Annotated in this window: 20 protein-coding genes and 1 tRNA gene; 14 read left to right on the top strand and 7 right to left on the bottom strand. The window is 70.3% G+C overall.

Annotated elements, in window-relative coordinates; translation table 11 throughout:
- The first annotated feature begins 65 nt into the window (after nt 1–65).
- From AS594_RS16290 to AS594_RS16275, 4 genes are read left to right on the top strand one after another with little or no spacing between them, the layout of a single operon-like run.
- Nucleotides 66–260, top strand: a complete 195-nt coding sequence (locus AS594_RS16290; protein WP_069927736.1) for a hypothetical protein — start codon at nt 66–68, stop codon at nt 258–260.
- A complete protein-coding gene (gene repSA / locus AS594_RS16285) occupies nt 257–1,657 on the top strand; it encodes a replication initiator protein RepSA (RefSeq protein ID WP_069927735.1) in 1,401 nt (466 codons plus the stop codon). Before AS594_RS16290 ends, repSA begins: the two co-directional genes overlap by 4 nt.
- A complete protein-coding gene (locus tag AS594_RS16280; RefSeq protein ID WP_069927734.1) occupies nt 1,654–1,842 on the top strand; it encodes a helix-turn-helix domain-containing protein in 189 nt (62 codons plus the stop codon). The genes repSA and AS594_RS16280 overlap by 4 nt, the downstream gene beginning before the upstream one ends.
- Nucleotides 1,842–3,008 (top strand): site-specific integrase, encoded by a 1,167-nt coding sequence (locus AS594_RS16275; protein ID WP_069927733.1) that lies wholly within the window; start codon nt 1,842–1,844, stop codon nt 3,006–3,008. Before AS594_RS16280 ends, AS594_RS16275 begins: the two co-directional genes overlap by 1 nt.
- A gap of 77 nt (nt 3,009–3,085) precedes the next feature.
- On the opposite strand, the gene AS594_RS16270 is transcribed toward AS594_RS16275, so the two are convergent.
- Together AS594_RS16270 and AS594_RS16265 are read right to left on the bottom strand one after the other, a co-directional pair.
- Nucleotides 3,086–3,159, bottom strand: a tRNA-Pro gene (locus AS594_RS16270).
- A gap of 317 nt (nt 3,160–3,476) precedes the next feature.
- Nucleotides 3,477–4,424 carry a metallophosphoesterase gene (locus AS594_RS16265; protein ID WP_069927716.1) on the bottom strand — a complete coding sequence of 316 codons (948 nt, stop codon included), beginning with the start codon at nt 4,422–4,424 and terminating at the stop codon, nt 3,477–3,479.
- A 76-nt stretch (nt 4,425–4,500) separates the two neighbouring features.
- Between AS594_RS16265 and AS594_RS16260 the strand changes: the two genes are divergently transcribed.
- On the top strand, nt 4,501–4,965 hold the full coding sequence (locus AS594_RS16260; RefSeq protein WP_069927715.1) for a GatB/YqeY domain-containing protein: 465 nt from the start codon (nt 4,501–4,503) through the stop codon (nt 4,963–4,965).
- 229 nt (nt 4,966–5,194) lie between these two features.
- Here the strand turns inward: AS594_RS16260 and AS594_RS16255 are convergent, their stop codons facing one another.
- On the bottom strand, nt 5,195–7,438 hold the full coding sequence (locus AS594_RS16255) for a transglycosylase domain-containing protein (RefSeq protein WP_069927714.1): 2,244 nt from the start codon (nt 7,436–7,438) through the stop codon (nt 5,195–5,197).
- Nucleotides 7,439–7,845: 407 nt separating this feature from the next.
- Here AS594_RS16255 and AS594_RS16250 point away from each other — a divergent pair, with 407 nt between their 5' ends.
- The gene (locus AS594_RS16250) at nt 7,846–8,187 is read left to right on the top strand and encodes a WhiB family transcriptional regulator (RefSeq protein ID WP_069927713.1); all 342 of its coding nucleotides are present in this window, start codon (nt 7,846–7,848) and stop codon (nt 8,185–8,187) included.
- 36 nt (nt 8,188–8,223) lie between these two features.
- Here the strand turns inward: AS594_RS16250 and bagB are convergent, their stop codons facing one another.
- The gene (bagB, locus tag AS594_RS16245) at nt 8,224–9,603 is read right to left on the bottom strand and encodes an ATPase BagB (protein ID WP_240509263.1); all 1,380 of its coding nucleotides are present in this window, start codon (nt 9,601–9,603) and stop codon (nt 8,224–8,226) included.
- A 92-nt stretch (nt 9,604–9,695) separates the two neighbouring features.
- Nucleotides 9,696–10,685 (bottom strand): ATPase BagA, encoded by a 990-nt coding sequence (bagA, locus tag AS594_RS16240; protein ID WP_069927712.1) that lies wholly within the window; start codon nt 10,683–10,685, stop codon nt 9,696–9,698.
- Between the two features lie 70 nt (nt 10,686–10,755).
- Between bagA and AS594_RS43005 the strand changes: the two genes are divergently transcribed.
- Genes AS594_RS43005 through AS594_RS16225 form a run of 4 tightly spaced genes read left to right on the top strand, consistent with a single transcriptional unit; the run spans nt 10,756 to nt 13,156 of the window.
- Nucleotides 10,756–10,917, top strand: coding sequence for a Sp36 family protein (locus AS594_RS43005; protein ID WP_019355547.1), 162 nt, complete (start codon nt 10,756–10,758; stop codon nt 10,915–10,917).
- Nucleotides 10,914–11,384 (top strand): RidA family protein, encoded by a 471-nt coding sequence (locus AS594_RS16235; protein ID WP_069927711.1) that lies wholly within the window; start codon nt 10,914–10,916, stop codon nt 11,382–11,384. Before AS594_RS43005 ends, AS594_RS16235 begins: the two co-directional genes overlap by 4 nt.
- A gap of 51 nt (nt 11,385–11,435) precedes the next feature.
- Nucleotides 11,436–12,329, top strand: coding sequence for an NUDIX hydrolase (locus tag AS594_RS16230; protein WP_069927710.1), 894 nt, complete (start codon nt 11,436–11,438; stop codon nt 12,327–12,329).
- On the top strand, nt 12,326–13,156 hold the full coding sequence (locus tag AS594_RS16225; protein ID WP_069927709.1) for an MBL fold metallo-hydrolase: 831 nt from the start codon (nt 12,326–12,328) through the stop codon (nt 13,154–13,156). The genes AS594_RS16230 and AS594_RS16225 overlap by 4 nt, the downstream gene beginning before the upstream one ends.
- Before the next feature lie 77 nt (nt 13,157–13,233).
- On the opposite strand, the gene AS594_RS16220 is transcribed toward AS594_RS16225, so the two are convergent.
- Nucleotides 13,234–13,908, bottom strand: coding sequence for a Crp/Fnr family transcriptional regulator (locus tag AS594_RS16220; RefSeq protein ID WP_014046869.1), 675 nt, complete (start codon nt 13,906–13,908; stop codon nt 13,234–13,236).
- 254 nt (nt 13,909–14,162) lie between these two features.
- Here AS594_RS16220 and nth point away from each other — a divergent pair, with 254 nt between their 5' ends.
- From nth to AS594_RS16200, 4 genes are all read left to right on the top strand, one after another.
- A complete protein-coding gene (gene nth / locus AS594_RS16215; protein WP_420877792.1) occupies nt 14,163–15,188 on the top strand; it encodes an endonuclease III in 1,026 nt (341 codons plus the stop codon).
- Between the two features lie 232 nt (nt 15,189–15,420).
- Complete coding sequence (locus AS594_RS16210; RefSeq protein WP_069927707.1) at nt 15,421–16,161, top strand: NUDIX hydrolase; 741 nt, start codon at nt 15,421–15,423, stop codon at nt 16,159–16,161.
- A 12-nt stretch (nt 16,162–16,173) separates the two neighbouring features.
- Entirely contained in the window at nt 16,174–17,373 is a 1,200-nt protein-coding gene (locus AS594_RS16205) for a MarP family serine protease (protein WP_069927706.1), read from the top strand.
- Between the two features lie 30 nt (nt 17,374–17,403).
- Nucleotides 17,404–18,786, top strand: coding sequence for a 6-phospho-beta-glucosidase (locus AS594_RS16200; protein ID WP_069927705.1), 1,383 nt, complete (start codon nt 17,404–17,406; stop codon nt 18,784–18,786).
- A 23-nt stretch (nt 18,787–18,809) separates the two neighbouring features.
- Here the strand turns inward: AS594_RS16200 and AS594_RS46150 are convergent, their stop codons facing one another.
- Complete coding sequence (locus tag AS594_RS46150; protein WP_079144569.1) at nt 18,810–18,998, bottom strand: hypothetical protein; 189 nt, start codon at nt 18,996–18,998, stop codon at nt 18,810–18,812.
- Between the last annotated feature and the right edge of the window lie 44 nt (nt 18,999–19,042).

Raw genomic sequence — 19,042 nt, 5'->3', positions numbered from 1 at the left:
GCCAAGCATCGCCGCCGCCCGGACGGTCCGGCCCCTTCCAACCGCAATCGAAAGGAAGTCCCATCATGACCCGGCCCACCCCTGTCCCGACACGCGTCTGCCCCGACTGCGACGGCTTCCCCCTCGTCGCCATCACCACCGGTACCCGCCTCGCTGACGGCACTCGCGCCACCCTCCACGTGGCATGCCGCCGCTGCCACGGCACCGGCCACACGACCGCACCGGCCCCGGTCGTCCTAAACCACGAGGAGCGCGTGTGACCGACACCGCGACACTCGCGGGCCTGGACCCGGTCACCTTCGGCGATCTGCTGCGGGTGGCCGGGGCCCCGGGCTTCGACCGCTGGCAGGAGCAGGTACGCCGAACCGGTGGATGCACCGACCCGATCCACCTCATCGGTTCCACGAAGACCGTCGACCCGTCCACCGGTACGGTGCTGCACTCGTACTCGACGGACGCCGAACCGGGCGGACGGCTTCGCGTCGCATGCGGCAACCGTCGCGCCTCCCGCTGCCCCTCTTGCGCCTGGATCTACGCAGGCGACACCTACCACCTGATCCGTGCCGGACTCGTTGGTGATCCCGCGAAGGGCACCCCCGACACCGTTCGCGACCACCCCCGCGTCTTTGCCACCCTCACCGCCCCGTCCTTCGGTCCGGTCCACAATCGACCAGCCAACCGGCCGTGCCGCTGCGGTACCCAGCACTCCGAGGACGACCCGACACTCGGCAGCCCGCTGGACCCGTCCAGCTACGACTACGGATCGACGGTGCTGTGGAACAACCACGCCTCCGATCTTTGGCGGTACTTCACGATCTACCTCCGCCGTGAGATCGCCAGCCGAGCCGGACTCACTCAGACAGCCGCCCGCGAACAGTCCCGCCTGTCCTTCGGCAAGGTTGCCGAGTACCAGAAGCGCGGCGCAGTCCACTTCCACGCCGTGATCCGCTTCGACGGGCCGGATGGACCCGACACCCCACCCCCGGCCTGGGCCACTCTGGACCTTCTGACCGACGCCATCCGCGCCGCCGTCGAGCGCGTCCGGGTCGTGGTGCCCGCCGACGAGGAAGCCGGGTACATCAACGACTGGGTACTGCGCTGGGGCCAGCAGCTAGACATTCAGCCCATCGGAGCCTTCGGGACCGGTGAGATCACCGAACAGGCTGTCGCCTCTTACGTGGCCAAGTACGCCACCAAGGCCGCCGAGACCACCGGCACGCTGGACCGCCGCATCGGTGAACTGTCCGAGCTCGACCGCCACCAGGTCCCCGAGCATGTCCGGCGTCTCATCCAGGCGTGCAAAGATCTCGACCCCGTCTACCCGGATCGGCGGCTGTGGGCGTGGGCTCACATGCTCGGCTTCCGTGGTCACTTCTCCACCAAGTCGCGCCGCTACTCCACCACGCTGGGCGCTCTCCGCCAGGTCCGCGCCGACTACCGCGCCGCCCAGCAACGCGCCGCCCTCGGTCTGCCCGACCCGAACGAACACCCGGACGCATCCACGCTCGTCGTCGCCCACTGGGTCTATGCCGGCCACGGCCACACACCCGGCGAATCCTGGCTCGCGGCCAGCATCCGACGCGACATAGAGCACAGCCGCGACGCTGCGCGGGAAGCCCTAATCGACCAACTGGCCCTGGAAGGAGCCGCTGTATGACGACCGCACACACGGAACTGCTGACTGTGCCGGAGGTCATGGTGCGGCTCAAGTTGGGACGTTCGAAGGTCTACGACCTGATTCGTACTCGTCGGCTCACCTCCCTCAAGATCGACGGCGCTCGCCGCGTACCGGCCGATGCCGTGCGCGACTTCATCCAGAGCCAGCTGGCGGAGGCGGCCTGATGACCATGCGTCGCAGCCGTGGTGATGGCGGCTTGCACTGGGACGAGAGGAGGCAGCGTTGGATCGCTACGGCGAACCTCGGCTTTGACCCGAGCGGCAAGCGGATCGTCCGGCGGGGGAGTGGCAAGACCAAGACGGAGGCGAAGAACAAGCTCAAGGAGGTGCTGCGGGACTACGAGGACGGTCTCGCCATCGCGCCCACGAACTACACCGTTGCCGACGCCGTGAACGATTGGCTCGCCTATGGCCTGGCGGGCCGCGACGCGCGCACGGTCGAGAACTGCACCTACCTGAGTCACAAGCACGTCATCCCGGCATTGGGCGCCCGGAAGCTGCGCGACCTGAGCGCGGAGGACGTCGACCGCTGGCTAGCGGCCAAGGCCAAGATCCTCAGCACCCGCACGCTTCAGGCCGTCCACTCCTGCCTGAACCGCTCGGTCAAGCGAGCCATGGCCCGGGACAAGGTCAAGCGCAACGTCGTCGATCTGTGCTCCGTGCCCCAAGGGCAGGCCGGACGCCCGTCCAAGGCGCTCACCTTCGCCCAGGCCGAAGCCGTACTGAAGGCGGCGGAGGGGACCTCGATGCACGCGTACATCGTCGTCGCGTTGCTGACCGGTGCTCGGACCGAAGAACTGCGGGCCCTCACGTGGGACCACGTCTTCCTGAAGGGCCAGTCCGACGCGAACCCGCCGCAGCCTCCGCACATGGCGGTGTGGCGATCGGTCCGCCGCGGCGGGGACACGAAGACTCGGAAATCCCGGCGAACGCTCGCACTGCCGGCACGTTGCGTTGAGGTCCTCTGGCAGCAATTCGAAGACCAGGGCTGGGAGCGGCTGGCTGCGGGCGACAGCTGGGAGGAACACGGGCTGGTCTTCTCCTCGGCCGTGGGCAAGCCGCTCGACGCCACCAATGTCCGGCGCGCCTTCCGCCAGGCACTCAAGGATGCCGACGGGATCAACGCCGATGACTGGACGCCCCGGGAGCTCCGGCACAGCTTCGTGTCCCTGCTGTCCGACCGCGGTGTCCCACTGGAGGAGATATCCCGCCTCGTCGGCCACTCCGGTACGGCCGTGACGGAGGAGGTGTACCGCAAGCAGATCCGCCCCGTGATCCAGACCGGTGCCGTGGTCATGGACGGCATCTTCAAGCGCATTCCAGAGCGGTAGTCACGCAGATAGACACGCAGCAACGCCAGAGGGCCCTTACCTACCCGGTAAGGGCCCTCCGACCTGCTACTTAGCTGTCGGGGTGGCGGGATTTGAACCCACGACCTCTTCGTCCCGAACGAAGCGCGCTGCCAAGCTGCGCTACACCCCGATTGTCGCGCGCGTCGCGGCGACATCGATTACTTTAGCGGACTCGCGGCCGGAGGCGAAATCCGGTTTTCACGGGGCCGCAGGCCGGGGCGCTGGGTGGGGCGGATCCGGACCAGGTGGCGTCGTCCGTCATCGGGACGCGGAGCAGACTGCCGAGGGGCAGGGGCGGTGCCGAAGCCGGTCACCGCCGCCGCGCAGGCCAGCGTGCGGAAGGCCGGCGGTGTACGGACAGCGGGCCCGGCCGGACCGCGGCGGGCGCGGGGTGCCCGTGGGTACTGACGCGATCATCACCCGGGGTCGGCCCCGCCTTCCGCTCGCTCAGGGGCGCTCCACCAGCGTCAGCAGGGTCGCCTCCGGCGGGCACGCGAAGCGGACCGGGGTGTAGCGGTTGGTGCCGCAGCCCGCCGATACGTGCAGGTAGGCGCGCCGTCCGTCGGCCGTGTGCGTCGACAGCCCCTTGGCGCGGTCCTTGTCGATGTCACAGTTGGTGACGAGCGCCCCGTAGAAGGGGACGCAGAGCTGCCCGCCGTGCGTGTGGCCCGCCAGGATCAGCGGGTAGCCGTCCGAAGTGAAGGCGTCCAGCGAGCGCAGGTACGGGGCGTGGACGACGCCGATCGAGAAGTCGGCCGAGTGGTCCGGGCCGCCCGCGACCTCGGCGTACCGGTCCCGCTTGATGTGCGGGTCGTCGAGGCCAGTGAAGCCGATCTCCAGGCCGTCGAGCCCGCCCAGCTTGAGCCGGCCCCGGCTGTTGGTGAGGTCGAGCCAGCCCGCCGCGTCGAAGCCGTCGCGCAGCAGCTCCCACGGGTTGTGGACGGCGCCGACGGCCGGCGGATTGCCGTTCAGGCCGTACTTGCCCTGCGCCTTCTCCAGGAGATAGCGGGCGGGGTTGCGCAGCTTGGGGCCGTAGTAGTCGTTCGAGCCGAAGACGTAGACGCCGGGGAACTCCATCAGCGGGCCGAGAGCGTCGAGCACCTCCGGTACGCCGTCCGGGTCCGAGAGGTTGTCGCCCGTGTTCACGACGAAGTCCGGGCGCAGGCCCGCCAGCGACTGGAGCCAGCGCTGCTTCTTGCGCTGCCCGCCCACCATGTGGATGTCCGAGACCTGGAGCAGGCGCAGGGGGCGCGTCCCCGGTGGGAGGACGGGCACGGTCACCCGCCGCAGCCGGAACGACCGGGCCTCGAAGCCGGCGGCGTAGGCCAGGCCGGCCGCGCCAACAGCCGTGATTCCCGCGGTGACTTTCAGGGGTACCCCGTAACGTGCGCGCATGCGCCCATCGTCGCAGACAGCGAGGGCGCGCGAAATCGGCGGGCGTCAGTGCGTGCGTACCTGCCACACTTGGCCCATGACCACGCTCAAGTCCAAGCTCCAGGAAGACCTCACCGCCGCCATCAGGGCGCGCGACGAGCTGACCTCGTCCACGCTCCGGCTGACCCTCACCGCGATCACCAAGGAAGAGGTCGGCGGCAAGACGGCGCGCGAACTCTCCGACGACGAGGTGCAGAAGGTGATCGCCAAGGAGGCGAAGAAGCGCCGCGAGGCGGCCGAGGCCTTCACCCAGGGTGGCCGGACGGAGTCGGCCGAGCGTGAGAAGTTGGAGGGCGCGATCCTCGACGCCTACCTGCCGCAGCAGCTGAGCGACGACGAGCTGAACGCCATCGTCGGGCAGGCCGTCGAAGAGGCGAAGGCAGCCGGCGCCGAGGGGCCGCGCGCGATGGGCGCCGTCATGAAGATCGTGAACCCGAAGGTGGCGGGCCGCGCCGAGGGCGGCCGCGTGGCCACCGCCGTGAAGCGGCTCCTCGCGGGTTAGCAGCAGCGCGCCGAGGAGTACGGGCACGGGTACGGACGGGCAATGGGTACGGACGGGCCGGGTACGGACCGGCACGGGTAGGGACGGGCACGGCTACGGATACGGGCGCGGCGGACAAGCAGTGGTACGCGCACGCGTACGACGGAGGGGCGCCCGGTGGAGATGATCCACCGGGCGCCCCTCACTTGTCCGCCGTTACGCCGCACGGCGTACGCCGCACGCGATGCGCCTACGGCCCGTTCCCGCCCCGGCCGCCGCCATTGCCCCGGCCGCCGCTGATCAGGTCGGAAAGGTCGGGCCAGGGACTGCCGCCCCCGTCGTTGCCGCCGTCGCCGGGCTTGCCGTCGTCGTGGCCGCCGTCCTCGTCCTCGTCCCGGTCACCCTTGTCCCGGTCGCCCTTGTCCTTGTCCTTGTTGTGCTCCGGGATGTGCACGGTGTTGAAGCCGGGCGCCGGCTTGCCGTCCAGCGCGCCGCTCATCGCGTCCTTCCAGATCGGACCCGGGACCTGACCACCGAAGACCTTGTCGTGGTAGACGCCGCCGATGGTGATGTCCACCATGGGGATCTGCTTGGCGCCGGCCGCGCCGACCCAGACCGCGCCGGCCAGGTTCGGCGTGTACCCGACGAACCAGGCGTTGTGCCGCCCGTCCGTCGTACCGGTCTTGCCCGCGTTGTCGCGGCTGGTGAGCCCGGCCTGCTGACCCGTACCGGAGTCGACCACGCCCTTCAGCAGGGTGTTGATCGTGTCCGCGGTCTTCTCGGACATCGCCCGTGAGCAGGTGGACTTGGGCACCGGCAGTTTCTTGCCAAGTGCTGTCCTGACCGACTCGATGAAGACCGGCGTGCAGTACGTGCCGCGGTTGGCGAAGGTCGCGTACGCGTTCGCCATCGTCAGCGGCGACATGCCCTCCGTACCCAGCGAGATTGCGGGCACTTCCTTCAGCTTCTGCCCGTCGGCCTGGATGACGCCGAGCTTGCCGGCCATCTGCGTCACCGGGCAGATGCCGATCTCGGAGATCATCTGGACGAAGTAGGTGTTGACCGACTTCGCCATGGCCTCCTTCATGGCGTACGGGCCGACTTCCTGCTCGTTCTCGTTCTCGACCGTGTCACCCTGGTTGATCCACGGCTTGTCGCAGGTCTGCACGGGGCTCGGGTACGGCATGTCGTACGGCGCCGAGTAGGTCTTCGTCGCCGGAATGCCCTGCTCGATGGCCGCGGCCGCCACGAAAGGCTTGAAGGTGGAGCCCGTCGGGAAGCCGTAGGCCGATCCGCCCATGTTCTTGTTGGCGGAGAAGTTGATCGTCGTCTCGTCGCTCTTGAAGCCGTACGGCCTGGACTGGCCCATCGCGAGGACCTTGCCCGTGCCGGGCTCGACGAGTGTGACCGCTGTCGCGATCTTGTCCGACTGGTAGACGTGGTCCTTGATCGACGCCTGCACCGACCCCTGCGCCTGCGGGTCCAGCGTCGTACGGATCTTCAGGCCGCCCTGGTTCCAGACCTTGGCCCGCTCCTCCTTCGTCTTCCCGAAGACCGGGTCGGACAGGAAGACCTCGCGTACGTAGTCGCAGAAGAAGCCGGCGCCGGTGACGGCGGTGATGCAGCCGTTCTTCGGCCTGCTGACGTTCAGTTTGATCGGCGTGGCCTTCGCGCGGTCGGCCTCCGCCTGCGAGACGTCGCGGACGTCGGCCATGCGCTGGAGCACGATGTTGCGCCGCTTGGTCGCCTCTTCGGCGTCGTTGACGGGGTCGTAGCGGCTCGGCGACTGCACGATGCCGGCCAGCAGCGCGGCCTCCTCCAGCTTCAGGTCCTTGGCGGACTTGCTGAAGTAGCGCTTGGACGCGGACTCGATGCCGTACGCCTGCTGCCCGAAGAAGGTGATGTTCAGGTAGTTCTCGAGGATCTTCTTCTTGCCCAGCTCCTCCTCGACTTGGATGGCGTACTTGAGTTCGCGCACCTTGCGGCCGAGCGTCTGCTGGGTGGCCTGGGCGACCTTGGTGGGGTCGTCGCCGGCCTCCTCCACGAAGACGTTCTTGACGTACTGCTGCGTCAGGGTCGACGCGCCCTGGGACACGCCGCCCGACTGGGCGTTGCGGTTGGCCGCGCGCAGGACACCCTTCAGGTCGATCGCCCCGTGGTCGTAGAAGCGCGCGTCCTCGATCGCGACGATCGCCTTCTGCATGTACGGGGAGATGTCTTTCAGGCCCACGACGGTGCGGTCACGGGAGTAGACCGTGGCGATGGGGCGGCTCTGCGCGTCCAGGATGGTGGTGCGCTGACTCAGCGGCGGCGTCTTGAGGTTTGCCGGGATCTCGTCGAATCCCTCGACCGTTCCCTTGGCGGCGAGCCCCAGCGCTCCGGCCGCCGGCAGTGCGATGCCCGCCAGTACAGCTCCGGAGAGCGCGGCGACACCGATGAATTTGGCGGCCTGCTGGGTCCCGGTGAGACCCCCGCCCGAGCGCTTCTTTGGCATGGGGGCAGCCTACGTTCTCATTCGCCGGACACACGTATATGCCTTGGCCTAAGCTGCTCTCAACTGTCACAGCAGTGCGGTCCGGCATCAAGCCCCCTGGCACCGACGGCGTCAAATCCTCCCGCCCCGAAAAACTGGCAGAGGCATGCCCGAATCCGCCTCATGCGTCACCGGGTTTCCGTTGTGACCTTGTCGAACTGCCCTGCTTTGCCGGGTTGGTCACGTATGCCCTCGCCTCACTCCGTCGGGTGATCTGTCGCTTACGCATAGTCCGTTCGGGCCATTCAAGATTGGGCCCGAAGGGGGTGTTGCGCTGTGCCCACCTTCCGTAACGTCCTCAACTGGCAGCGGTGAATATGCCGCTGCCGCCGTGGGGGAGCCTCGATTCGGGAGAGGACGGCGCCGGTATGGGCTGGGTAACCGACTGGAGTGCGCAGGCAGCCTGCCGCACTACCGATCCGGATGAACTGTTCGTACAAGGAGCAGCGCAGAACAGGGCCAAGGCGGTGTGCACCGGATGTCCGGTGCGGACCGAGTGCCTGGCCGACGCGCTGGACAACCGCGTCGAGTTCGGCGTGTGGGGCGGTATGACGGAGCGGGAGCGGCGCGCACTTCTGCGCAGGCGCCCCACCGTCACGTCCTGGCGTCGGCTCCTTGAGACCGCCCGTACTGAGTACGAGCGCAGCACGGGCATTCTGCCGGAGGACGACGAGAGCGGGGCGTACATCGAGTTCGCGGCGGTCGGCTAGCCGGCAGGCGGGTCCGACCGGGCTCACTCACCGGGCTCACTCACCGGGCTCGACGGCCTCACCGGTCGCGAGCCGGTCGGCGATGGCCCGAAGGCCCGCGAGGTCGTGCACGTCGCCCGGCAGGGCGGCTACTTCGACCACCGCCACCTCGGGGTGGAGCGAGGTGAAGCGGTCGCGCGTTCGCTGTTCACGCGCGAGTACGTGCATGCGTTCGGCGTGCAGGCGCAGCAGGCCCGCGGTCAGCTGCTCGACAGTGTGGGCGCCGCTCCGGCTCTCGGAGTGCTGGCCAAGGGTCTGGTCCGGCGTCCGTCCCGGGCCGTCGTCCGTACGTCCCGGGCTGTCGCCAGTTCTGGCCGGGCTGTCCGCCGGGCTGTCGTCCGACGTCTGGTCCGGCGTGGGTCCGGTGTGGGCTTCGGCTTCGGGAGAGGTGGCCGAGGAGTCACGAACTCCAGCATTCCCGGCCCCCTGATCCACAATGCCGGCCTCATCAAGATTTTCTGCGGCGGCAAGTGCCCGCTCGGCCGAGAGCTGGGGGGCGCCGCTGCCGTGGACCCGGTTGAGTACGAGCCCGGCGAACGGCATCTCCTCCGCCGCCAGCCGCTCGACGAAGTACGCGGCCTCGCGCAGGGCGTCCCGCTCCGGTGCGGCGACCACCAGGAACGCCGTGCCGGGCGCCTGGAGCAGCCGGTACGTCGCGTCCGCCCGGGTCCGGAAGCCACCGAACATGGTGTCCATCGCCGCCACGAACGTCTGTACGTCGCGTAGCAGCTGGCCCCCCATCAGCTTGCTGAGCGTGCCCGTCATCATCGACATGCCGACATTGAGGAACTTCATCCCCGCCCGGCCGCCCACCTTGGCGGGCGCCATCAGCACCCGGATGAACTTGCCGTCCAGGAACGACCCGAGCCGCTTCGGCGCGTCGAGGAAGTCCAGCGCGGACCGGCTCGGCGGGGTGTCGATGACGATCAGGTCCCACTCGTCGCGGGCGCGCAGCTGACTCAGCTTCTCCATCGCCATGTACTCCTGCGTGCCCGCGAAACCGGCCGACAGGGACTGGTAGAAGGGGTTCTCCAGGATCGCGCGGGCCCGCTCGCCGTCGGCGTGCGCCTCGACGATCTCGTCGAAGGTCCGCTTCATGTCGAGCATCATCGCGGACAGCTCGCCGCCGGCCGTCTCGTCTATGCCCTTCACGCGGCGCGGGGTGTTGTCCAGTTCGTCGATGCCCATGGACTGGGCCAGCCTGCGCGCCGGGTCGATGGTGAGGACCACGACCTTGCGTCCGCGCTCGGCCGCCCGTACACCGAGCGCCGCTGCGGTCGTCGTCTTGCCCACACCGCCCGCGCCGCAGCACACGATGATGCGGGTGGCCGGGTCGTCGAGCAGCGGGTCGATGTCCAGCACGGGCACGGGGTCCATGGCGCCGGCGGTGTCCGTGCCGTCCGTCCCGTCCCTGCCGTCCATCCCGTCCGTGGTGTCTGTTCCGTCCGTGGTGTCCGTTGTCTCCATGGTCACGCAGTTCCCCCAGGGGCGATACGGGTCCGCAGTTCCTTCGCCAGCCGGTAGAGCCCCGCGAGGTCAACGCCCTCGCCGAGCAGCGGCAGTTCGTACGTCGCCAGGTCCAGCCGGGCCAGTACCGCGCGCTGCTCGCGCTCCAGCTCGACGCGCTGCGCGTGCTCCGCGGCCTGTTCCAGCAGCGGGTCGACGAGGCGCTCGGCGAGACCGCCGCGGCGCGCGCCGCCCAGACCGGCCCGGGAGAGCGCCTTGGCGACGTGCGCGCGCTGCTCGCCGGCCGCGGTGCGCAGGGCGTCCTCGTCGAGGAGGTGCGGGCGGACCATGTTGACGATGACGTTGCCCACGGGCAGTTCGGCGGCGCGCAGCTCGGCGATGCCGTCGGCGGTCTCCTGGACCGGCATCTCCTCCAGCAGCGTCACCAGGTGGACGGCCGTCTCGGGCGACTTGAGTACGCGCATGACGGCCTGGGCCTGATTGTGTATCGGGCCGAACCTGGCGAGACCGGCCACCTCGTCGTTGACGTTGAGGAAGCGCGTGATGCGGCCGGTGGGCGGCGCGTCCATCACGACGTAGTCGTACGCGTAACGGTTCTGCTTGTTCCGGCGGCGCACCGCCTCGCACGCCTTGCCGGTCAGCAGCACGTCTCTGAGACCCGGCGCGATGGTGGTCGCGAAGTCGATCGCGCCGAGCTTCTTGAGCGCCCGCCCGGCTCCTCCGAGTTTGTAGAACATCTGGAGGTAGTCGAGAAGCGCGCGTTCGGCGTCTATCGCGAGGGCGTACACCTCCCCGCCGCCCGGTGCGACCGCGATCTTCCTCTCCTCGTACGGAAGTGCTTCCGTCTCGAAGAGCTGCGCGATCCCCTGCCTGCCCTCGACCTCCACGAGGAGGGTGCGTTTGCCCTCCGTCGCGAGGGCGAGCGCGAGTGCCGCGGACACCGTGGTCTTTCCGGTACCGCCCTTGCCACTGACGACCTGGAGCCTGCTCACGTCTTTGAGCCTAACCAGTCGGCGCCCGGGCTACGCAGGAGGTGTCTGTGGCAGGCACTACAGTCGCCGTATGACCAAGTGGGAATACTCGACCGTGCCCCTTCTCGTGCACGCGACCAAGCAGATTCTGGACACCTGGGGCGAGGACGGCTGGGAGCTCGTCCAGGTCGTGCCCGGGCCCAACAACCCCGAGCAGTTGGTGGCCTACCTGAAGCGGGAGAAGCAGGCATGACCGGTGTGGTCGAGGCGAAGCTCGCAGAGCTCGGCCTGACGCTTCCGGAGGTCGTACCTCCGATCGCCGCGTACCAGCCGGCCGTGCAGTCGGGCGTGTACGTCTACACCGCGGGCCAGCTCCCGATGGTGGAGGGCAAGCTTCCGTGCACCGGCAAGGTCGGTGCGGAGGTCACGCCGGAAGAGGCGAAGAACCTGGCGCGTACCTGCGTGCTGAACGCCCTGGCGGCCGTCAAGTCGGTCACCGGAGACCTGGACCGCATCGCGCGTGTCGTGAAGGTCGTCGGCTTCGTCGCCTCCGCCGCGGACTTCACCGGCCAGCCGGCCGTGATCAACGGCGCGAGCGAGCTGCTGGGCGCGGTCCTCGGCGACAAGGGTGTGCACGCGCGCAGCGCGGTCGGCGTGACCGTGCTGCCGCTCGACGCGCCGGTCGAGATCGAGATCCAGGTCGAGCTCACGTCCGCCTGACGGGCCCCTGGTCCCCTCGAACATCCGACCGGGAGCGGATAGCCTCCGGCCATGTCCAATGGTCAGTGGTACCCGCCCGAGTGGCCGGACCGTATCCGCGCCCTCGCCCGTGGTGAACTCACCGCCGTGCCGCCCAAGCGGGCCGCCACCGTCATGCTCCTGCGGGACGCGGACGGCGGCCCTGTCGTGCACATGCTGCGCAGACGCGCCTCCATGGCATTCGCCGGAGGCGCGTACGCGTATCCGGGCGGCGGCGTCGATCCGCGCGACGACGACCACCAGGTGGGCTGGGCGGGCCCGTCCCTCGGCGACTGGGCCCTCCGGCTCGGGGTCGACCCCGCGTCGGCGCAGGCCATCGTGTGCGCGGCGGTGCGTGAGACGTACGAGGAGGCCGGCGTGCTGCTCGCGGGCCCGACGGCCGGCACCGTGGTCGGCGACACGACCGGGGACGACTGGGAGGCCGACCGGCGGGCGCTGGTCGCGCGGGAGTTGTCCTTCGCGGACTTCCTCCAGCGACGCTCGCTGGTCCTGCGCTCCGACCTGCTGGGCGCGTGGGCGCGCTGGATCACGCCCGAGTTCGAGCCGAAGCGGTACGACACCTGGTTCTTCGTCGCCGCGCTGCCGGCCGGCCAGCGGACCCGTAACGCCTCGACGGAGGCCGACCGTACGGTGTGGATCGGCCCGGCGGAGGCCGCCGAGGGCTACGACAAGGGCGAGCTGCTGATGATGCCGCCGACGATCTCGACGCTGCGTACGCTCCAGCCGTACGCCACGGCCGCCGAGGCGCTCACGGGCGCGGCGGAGCAGGACATGACGCCGGTCCTGGCGCGGGCGCGCCTGGAGGGCGACGAGGTGGTCCTGAGCTGGCCGGGCCACGACGAGTTCACGAAGCGCATCGGGGGCACAGGCACAGAGCAGGCCGAACGCGCAGGAGGCACCGCATGACCGACGCAGCCGCGCTTCCCGGACAGCCCCGCGGCGGCGTGCTCTCCGGGCCCGCCACCGAGCGCGCCGTCAATGTCCTCGCCCCGAACGCCTCCGCGATGACGCTCGACGGAACCAACACCTGGATCGTCTCCGAGCCCGGCTCTGATCTGGCGGTCGTCGTCGACCCCGGGCCGCTCGATGACGTACACCTGCGGACCGTGATCGACACGGCGGAGAAGGCGGGCAAGCGGATCGCGCTGACTCTCCTGACCCACGGGCACCCCGACCACGCGGAGGGCGCGGGGCGGTTCGCGGAGCTGACGCGTACGTCCGTACGGGCCCTGGATCCCGCCCTGCGGCTCGGGGAGGAGGGGCTGGCGGCGGGGGACGTCGTCACCACCGGGGGCCTGGAGCTGCGCGTGGTGCCGACTCCCGGGCACACCGCCGACTCGCTCTGCTTCCACCTGCCTGCCGACCGGGCCGTACTGACGGGCGACACCGTCCTCGGCCGCGGGACGACAGTCGTGGCGCACCCGGACGGGCGGCTCGGCGACTACCTGGACTCGCTGCGGCGGCTGCGTTCGCTGACCGTCGACGACGGGGTGCACACCGTGCTGCCGGGGCACGGGCCCGTCCTCGAAGACGCGCAGGGCGTGGTCGAGTACTACCTGGCGCACCGGGCGAACCGGCTGGCGCAGGTCGAGACGGCCGTCGAGAACGGGTACGCGAGCGCGTCGGAGGTCGTCGCCCACGTGTACGCGGACGTGGACCGGTCCCTGTGGCCGGCGGCCGAACTCTCGGTGCGGGCGCAGCTGGAGTACCTGAGGGAACACGGCCTGATCTAGAGCCGGCGGGCAGGCGCGCGAACGCGGAAGGGCCGCCCCAGGTGGGGGCGGCCCTTCCGGCGTCGTACGGGTCGGGGCTAGCGCGAGCGCTTCGCGAGGCGCTCCACGTCCAGCAGGATCACGGCCCGCGCCTCCAGGCGAAGCCAGCCTCGGCCCGCGAAGTCGGCGAGGGCCTTGTTGACCGTCTCGCGGGACGCGCCGACCAGCTGGGCCAGCTCCTCCTGCGTCAGGTCGTGCACGACGTGGATGCCCTCCTCGGACTGCACGCCGAAGCGGCGTGACAGGTCGAGGAGCGCGCGGGCGACACGGCCCGGCACGTCGGAGAAGACCAGGTCGGACATCTGGTCGTTGGTCTTGCGCAGCCGGCGGGCGACCGCGCGGAGAAGGGCCGTGGCCACCTCCGGGCGGGCGTTCAGCCAGGGCTGGAGGTCGCCGTGGCCGAGGCCGAGCAGCTTGACCTCCGTCAGGGCGGTCGCGGTGGCGGTGCGCGGGCCCGGGTCGAAGAGCGACAGCTCACCGATCAGCTCGCCGGGCCCGAGGACGGCCAGCATGTTCTCGCGGCCGTCAGGGGAAGTGCGGTGCAGCTTCACCTTGCCCTCGGTGACCACGTACAGGCGGTCGCCGGGGTCGCCCTCGTGGAAGAGGGCGTCGCCGCGAGCGAGCGTCACCTCACTCATCGAGGCGCGGAGCTCCGCGGCCTGCTCGTCATCGAGCGCCGCGAAGAGCGGGGCGCGCCGCAGAACGTCGTCCACGAGTTCTCTCCTTGTCGACCTGCTCATCACGGGAACCGTGGTCACCATGATGCCGGACGGTAAAACAGTGCGATCAATCACAAGTTTGACGTACCGGCGTGCCCGACCGTGCGGCAGGGGGCCGATTGGGGTGGCAATTGGCTGTGACCGGCCCGGATGTCAGTGCCGGGCTTTAGGCTGGCCGGGTGTCCAAATCGCCGGTGACAGCGCAGCCCAAGGGGGCCGGACAGGTGACTGAAGGCCGAAATTCCGCTGTGGGCGAACAGATTCCAAAGCGGCCCGAGAATGCCGCAAAAGAGGTAAAAGCGCCCACGTCCGCGAAGACGGAGAAGGGTGCCGGGTCCGCTGCCGCGGCGAAGAGGGCCGGGTCCTCGGAGGCCGGGAAGGGCGTGAAGCCCGCGACGGCGGACAAGCCCGCCAAGCCCGGGGCGGCGGACAAGCCGGCAAAGCCCGGGGCGGCGGACAAGCCGGCAAAGCCCGGGGCGGCGGTCAAGCCCGCGAAGCCCGCCAAGCCGGAGTCGCGCCTCGCCATGGTCCGGCGCGCCCGCCGGATGAACCGCGAGCTGGCCGAGGTCTATCCGTACGCCCATCCCGAGCTCGACTTCGAGAACCCCTTCGAGCTGCTGGTGGCCACGGTCCTCTCCGCCCAGACCACCGACCTGCGGGTCAACCAGACCACCCCGGCGCTCTTCGCCAAGTACCCGACGCCCGAGGACATGGCCGCCGCGGACCCGGAGGACCTGGAGCAGCTGATCCGGCCGACCGGCTTCTTCCGTGCCAAGGCCCGCTCGCTGCTCGGCCTGTCCGCCGCGATCAGGGACAACTTCGGCGGCGAGGTCCCCGGCCGCCTGGAGGACCTGGTCACGCTGCCCGGCGTCGGCCGCAAGACCGCCAACGTGGTGCTCGGCAACGCGTTCGGTGTCGCCGGACTGAGCGTGGACACCCACTTCGGCCGGCTCGTACGGCGCTGGAAATGGACCGCGCACGAGGACCCGGAGAAGGTCGAGGCGGACATCGCCGCGATCTTCCCCAAGAGCGAGTGGACGATGCTCTCGCACCGGATCATTTTCCACGGCCGCCGCGTGTGCCACTCCCGCAAGCCGGCCTGCGGCGCCTGCCCGATCGCGGACCTGTGCCCGTCCTACGGCGAGGGGGAAACGGACCCGGACAAGGCGAAGAAGCTCCTCAAGTACGAGATGGGGGGCCACCCGGGCCAGCGGCTCAAGCCCCCGCCCGGCTATCCCGGCAGGCCCGCACCGCCCCTGGGAGCCGCCGAGTGACGGACCGAGTGACGGACCGAGTGACGGGCCGAGTGACGGACCGAGTGGCAGGTCGGGTGACGGACCGAGTGGCAGACCGGGTGACGGACCGAGTGGCAGGCCGGGTGACGGACCGAGTGGCAGGCCGGGTGACGGACCGAGTGGCAGGCCGGGTGGCAGGCCGGGTGGCAGCTGTGCGCGGTCGCGCGGAACGAACGGGCCCGGTTAGGGCGTTGTGACGACGGGGGTGCCTATGACGCGTGGTAGCGAGACGTACGACGGCGGGGCGGCCGGGGCCGCCGGGACCGCCGAGGCGGCCGGCCCGGCCGAAGTCGCCGTGACGAGCCGGGGGCTGCCCACATGGCTCGATCCGGTGGCCGAGGTCGCCCGTTCCGTACGGCCCGAGCAGCTCAGCCGCTTCCTGCCGCCCGAGAACGGCACCGGGCGCCAGTCGGCCGTACTGATCCTCTTCGGCGAGGGGGAGAAAGGGCCCGAGCTGCTGCTCATGGAGCGCGCGGGCAGTCTCCGCTCGCACGCGGGACAGCTCAGCTTCCCCGGTGGTGCCCTCGATGCCGCCGACGGTGATCCGGAGACGACCGGCCCGCTGCGCGCCGCGCTCCGCGAGGCGGAGGAAGAGACCGGACTCGATCCCTCCGGGGTCCAGGTCTTCGGCGTACTGCCCCGCCTCTACATCCCCGTCAGCAACTTCGTCGTGACGCCGGTCCTCGGCTGGTGGCGCGAGCCGAGCCCCGTCGGCGTCGTCGACTCCGCGGAGACGGCGAGCGTCTTCACGATCCCCGTGGCGGATCTCACGGATCCGGCGAACCGCGTGACGAGCGTGCATCCACGCGGCCACACCGGTCCCGCGTTCCTGGCCGGACCGGCTCTGGTCTGGGGTTTCACGGCGGGTGTGATCGACAAGATCCTGCACTACGCGGGATGGGAGCGCCCCTGGGACCGCTCTCGGCAGGTGCCGCTCGACTGGCGCGCGTGACAGGGTGGCCATGTGAACGTCCTGGACATCTTGTTGCTGGTCGCTGCGGTGTGGTTCGCGATCGTCGGGTACCGACAGGGATTCGTCGTCGGCATTCTGTCGGTGATCGGTTTCCTGGGCGGCGGGCTGGTCGCCGTCTACCTGTTGCCGTTGCTGTGGGACCAGCTGACCGACGGATCGGAAGTCAGTTCGACCGCCGCCGTTGTCGCGGTCATCGTCGTGATCGTCTGCGCCTCGGTGGGCCAGGCCTTCACCACCCACCTCGGCAACAAACTCCGCAGGTACATCACCTGGTCGCCCGCCCGTGTCCTGGACGCGTCCGGTGGCGCGCTGGTCAACGTCGTCGCCATGCTCCTGGTCGCCTGGCTGATCGGCTCCGCGCTCGCGGGCACCTCGCTGCCCACGCTGGGCAAGGAGGTCCGTAACTCCAAGGTGCTCCTGGGCATTTCACGGGTGATGCCGGACCAGGCGAGCATGTGGTTCACGGACTTCAGCTCCGTCCTCACGCAGAACGGCTTCCCGCAGGTCTTCAGCCCCTTCTCCAACGAGCCGATCACCGAGGTCCGGGCCCCGGACCCGGCGCTCGCCGGCAGCCCCGTCGCCGCCCGCGCCAAGCAGTCGATCGTCAAGGTCGTCGGTACGGCCCCGAGCTGCGGCAAGGTCCTGGAAGGCACCGGCTTCGTCTTCGACGACCGCCGCGTCATGACCAACGCGCATGTCGTCGGCGGAGTGGACGAGCCGACCGTGCAGATCGGCGGTGAGGGCCGCCGGTACGACGCGACCGTGGTGCTCTACGACTGGGAGCGCGACATCGCCGTACTGGACGTCCCCGACCTGGACGCCCCGGCGCTGGAGTTCACCGACACGGACGCCCGTACCGGCGACAGCGCGATCGTCGCGGGCTTCCCGGAGAACGGCGGGTACGACGTGCGATCCGCCCGCGTCCGCGGCCGGATCAACGCCAACGGCCCGGACATCTACCACCGTGGCACGGTCCAGCGTGACGTCTACTCGCTCTTCGCGACCGTCCGTCAGGGCAACTCGGGCGGCCCGCTGCTGACGCCCGACGGCAAGGTCTACGGCGTCGTCTTCGCCAAGTCCCTCGACGACGCCGACACGGGGTACGCCCTTACGGCCGACGAGGTCAGCGAGGACGTCCGCCTCGGCCGCGCCGCCAACCAGCAGGTCGACAGCGAGGGATGCGCGCTCTGACGGACGCGCTCCGAGAGGCCGGTTCACCACATGCGTCTGACGATTCTCGGCGGCGGCGGCTTCCGCGTGCCCCTCGTGTACGGCGCGCTGCTGCGTGACCGCGCCGAGGGCCGCGTCACCCACATCACCCTCCACGACCTGGACGGGGCCCGGCTGAACGCGATCGCCCGGGTACTGGCCGATCAGGGCGCGGGGGTCCCGGACGCGCCGTCCGTGACGGTGACCACCGACCTCGACGAGGCCCTGCGCGGCGCCGACTTCGTCTTCTCCGCCATCCGGGTCGGCGGCCTGGAGGGCAGGGCCGCCGACGAGCGCGTCGCCCTGGCCGAGGGGGTCCTGGGCCAGGAGACGGTGGGCGCGGGCGGCATCGCGTACGGGCTGCGGACGGTTCCGGTCGCCGTCGACATCGCGCGCCGCGTGGCGAGGCTCTCCCCCGGGGCGTGGGTCATCAACTTCACCAACCCGGCCGGGCTGGTCACCGAGGCCATGTCCCGCCACCTCGGCGACCGGGTCATCGGGATCTGCGACTCGCCGGTGGGCCTCGGCCGCCGGGTCGCCCGCGTGCTCGGCGTCGCCGACCCGGCGCGTGCGCGCCTCGACTACGTCGGCCTCAACCACCTCGGCTGGCTGCGCGGGGTGTACGCCGACGAGGGCTCCGGGACCGGCGCCGGCGCGGTCAACCTGCTTCCGGCCCTGTTCGAGGACGAGAGCGCCCTGACCTCCTTCGAGGAAGGCAGACTCTTCGGCGCGGAGTGGCTGCGTTCGCTCGGCTCGGTCCCCAACGAGTACCTCCACTACTACTACTTCAACCGCGAGACGGTCACCGCCTACCGCGAGGCGAAGCAGACCCGCGGCGCCTTCCTCCGCGACCAGCAGGCGCGCTTCTACGACGGCATGGCGGAGCGCACGTCGGCGGAGGGCGCCCTGGCCGCGTGGGACCATACCCGCGCCGAGCGCGAAGCCACGTACATGGCGGAGAACAGGGAGGCGGCGGGCGCGGGCGAGCGCGCGGCCGACGACCTGGAGTCCGGCGGGTACGAGTACGTCGCGCTCGCCCTGATGCGGGCGATCGCGCGCGACGAGCAGGCCACCCTCATCCTCAACGTCCGCAACGGCACCACGTTGCCGCTGCTCGACGAGGACGCCGTCGTCGAAGTCCCGTGCCTGGTCGGCGCGACCGGTGCCCGGCCCGTCGCCGTATCACCGCTGACCGGCCATGAAGCGGGCCTGGTGGCCGCGGTCAAGGCGGTGGAGCGGTGCGTACTGGAGGCGGGGGAGAGCGGGTCGGCGCGGGCAGCGGTGAAGGCATTCGCCCTGCACCCGCTCGTCGACTCGGTCGGGGTGGCGCGGCGGCTGCTCGACGGCTACCGGAGCGCGCACCCCGGACTCGGGTACCTCAGGTCCGGAGCCTGACGGCCCGGACGGCTCGGACTGCTTCAGTCACGGGGGTGACGCAGCCTCGCCGAGACCCAGCGGGCGCGGCGGCGGAGGATGCGCGGAATCCCGATCGTGCGGGAAGGCGGGCCGTGGCCCTGATCCCGAGGACCGCCCCCTTCGTGGGTGCTCAGCGCTGTGGCGGAGCGGCGGTTGCGTGCTGCGTCACCGTAGTCGTGCGTCCAGCCCATACCCCGACGTTTGCCCGTGCCCCAAGGTCCGTAATCGCGTCGGG

The organism is Streptomyces agglomeratus (genome assembly GCF_001746415.1).
Classification (GTDB): Bacteria; Actinomycetota; Actinomycetes; order Streptomycetales; family Streptomycetaceae; genus Streptomyces; species Streptomyces agglomeratus.
Note: the sequence above shows the minus strand (reverse complement) of the source record. Positions and strands in the feature narration are given on the sequence as shown.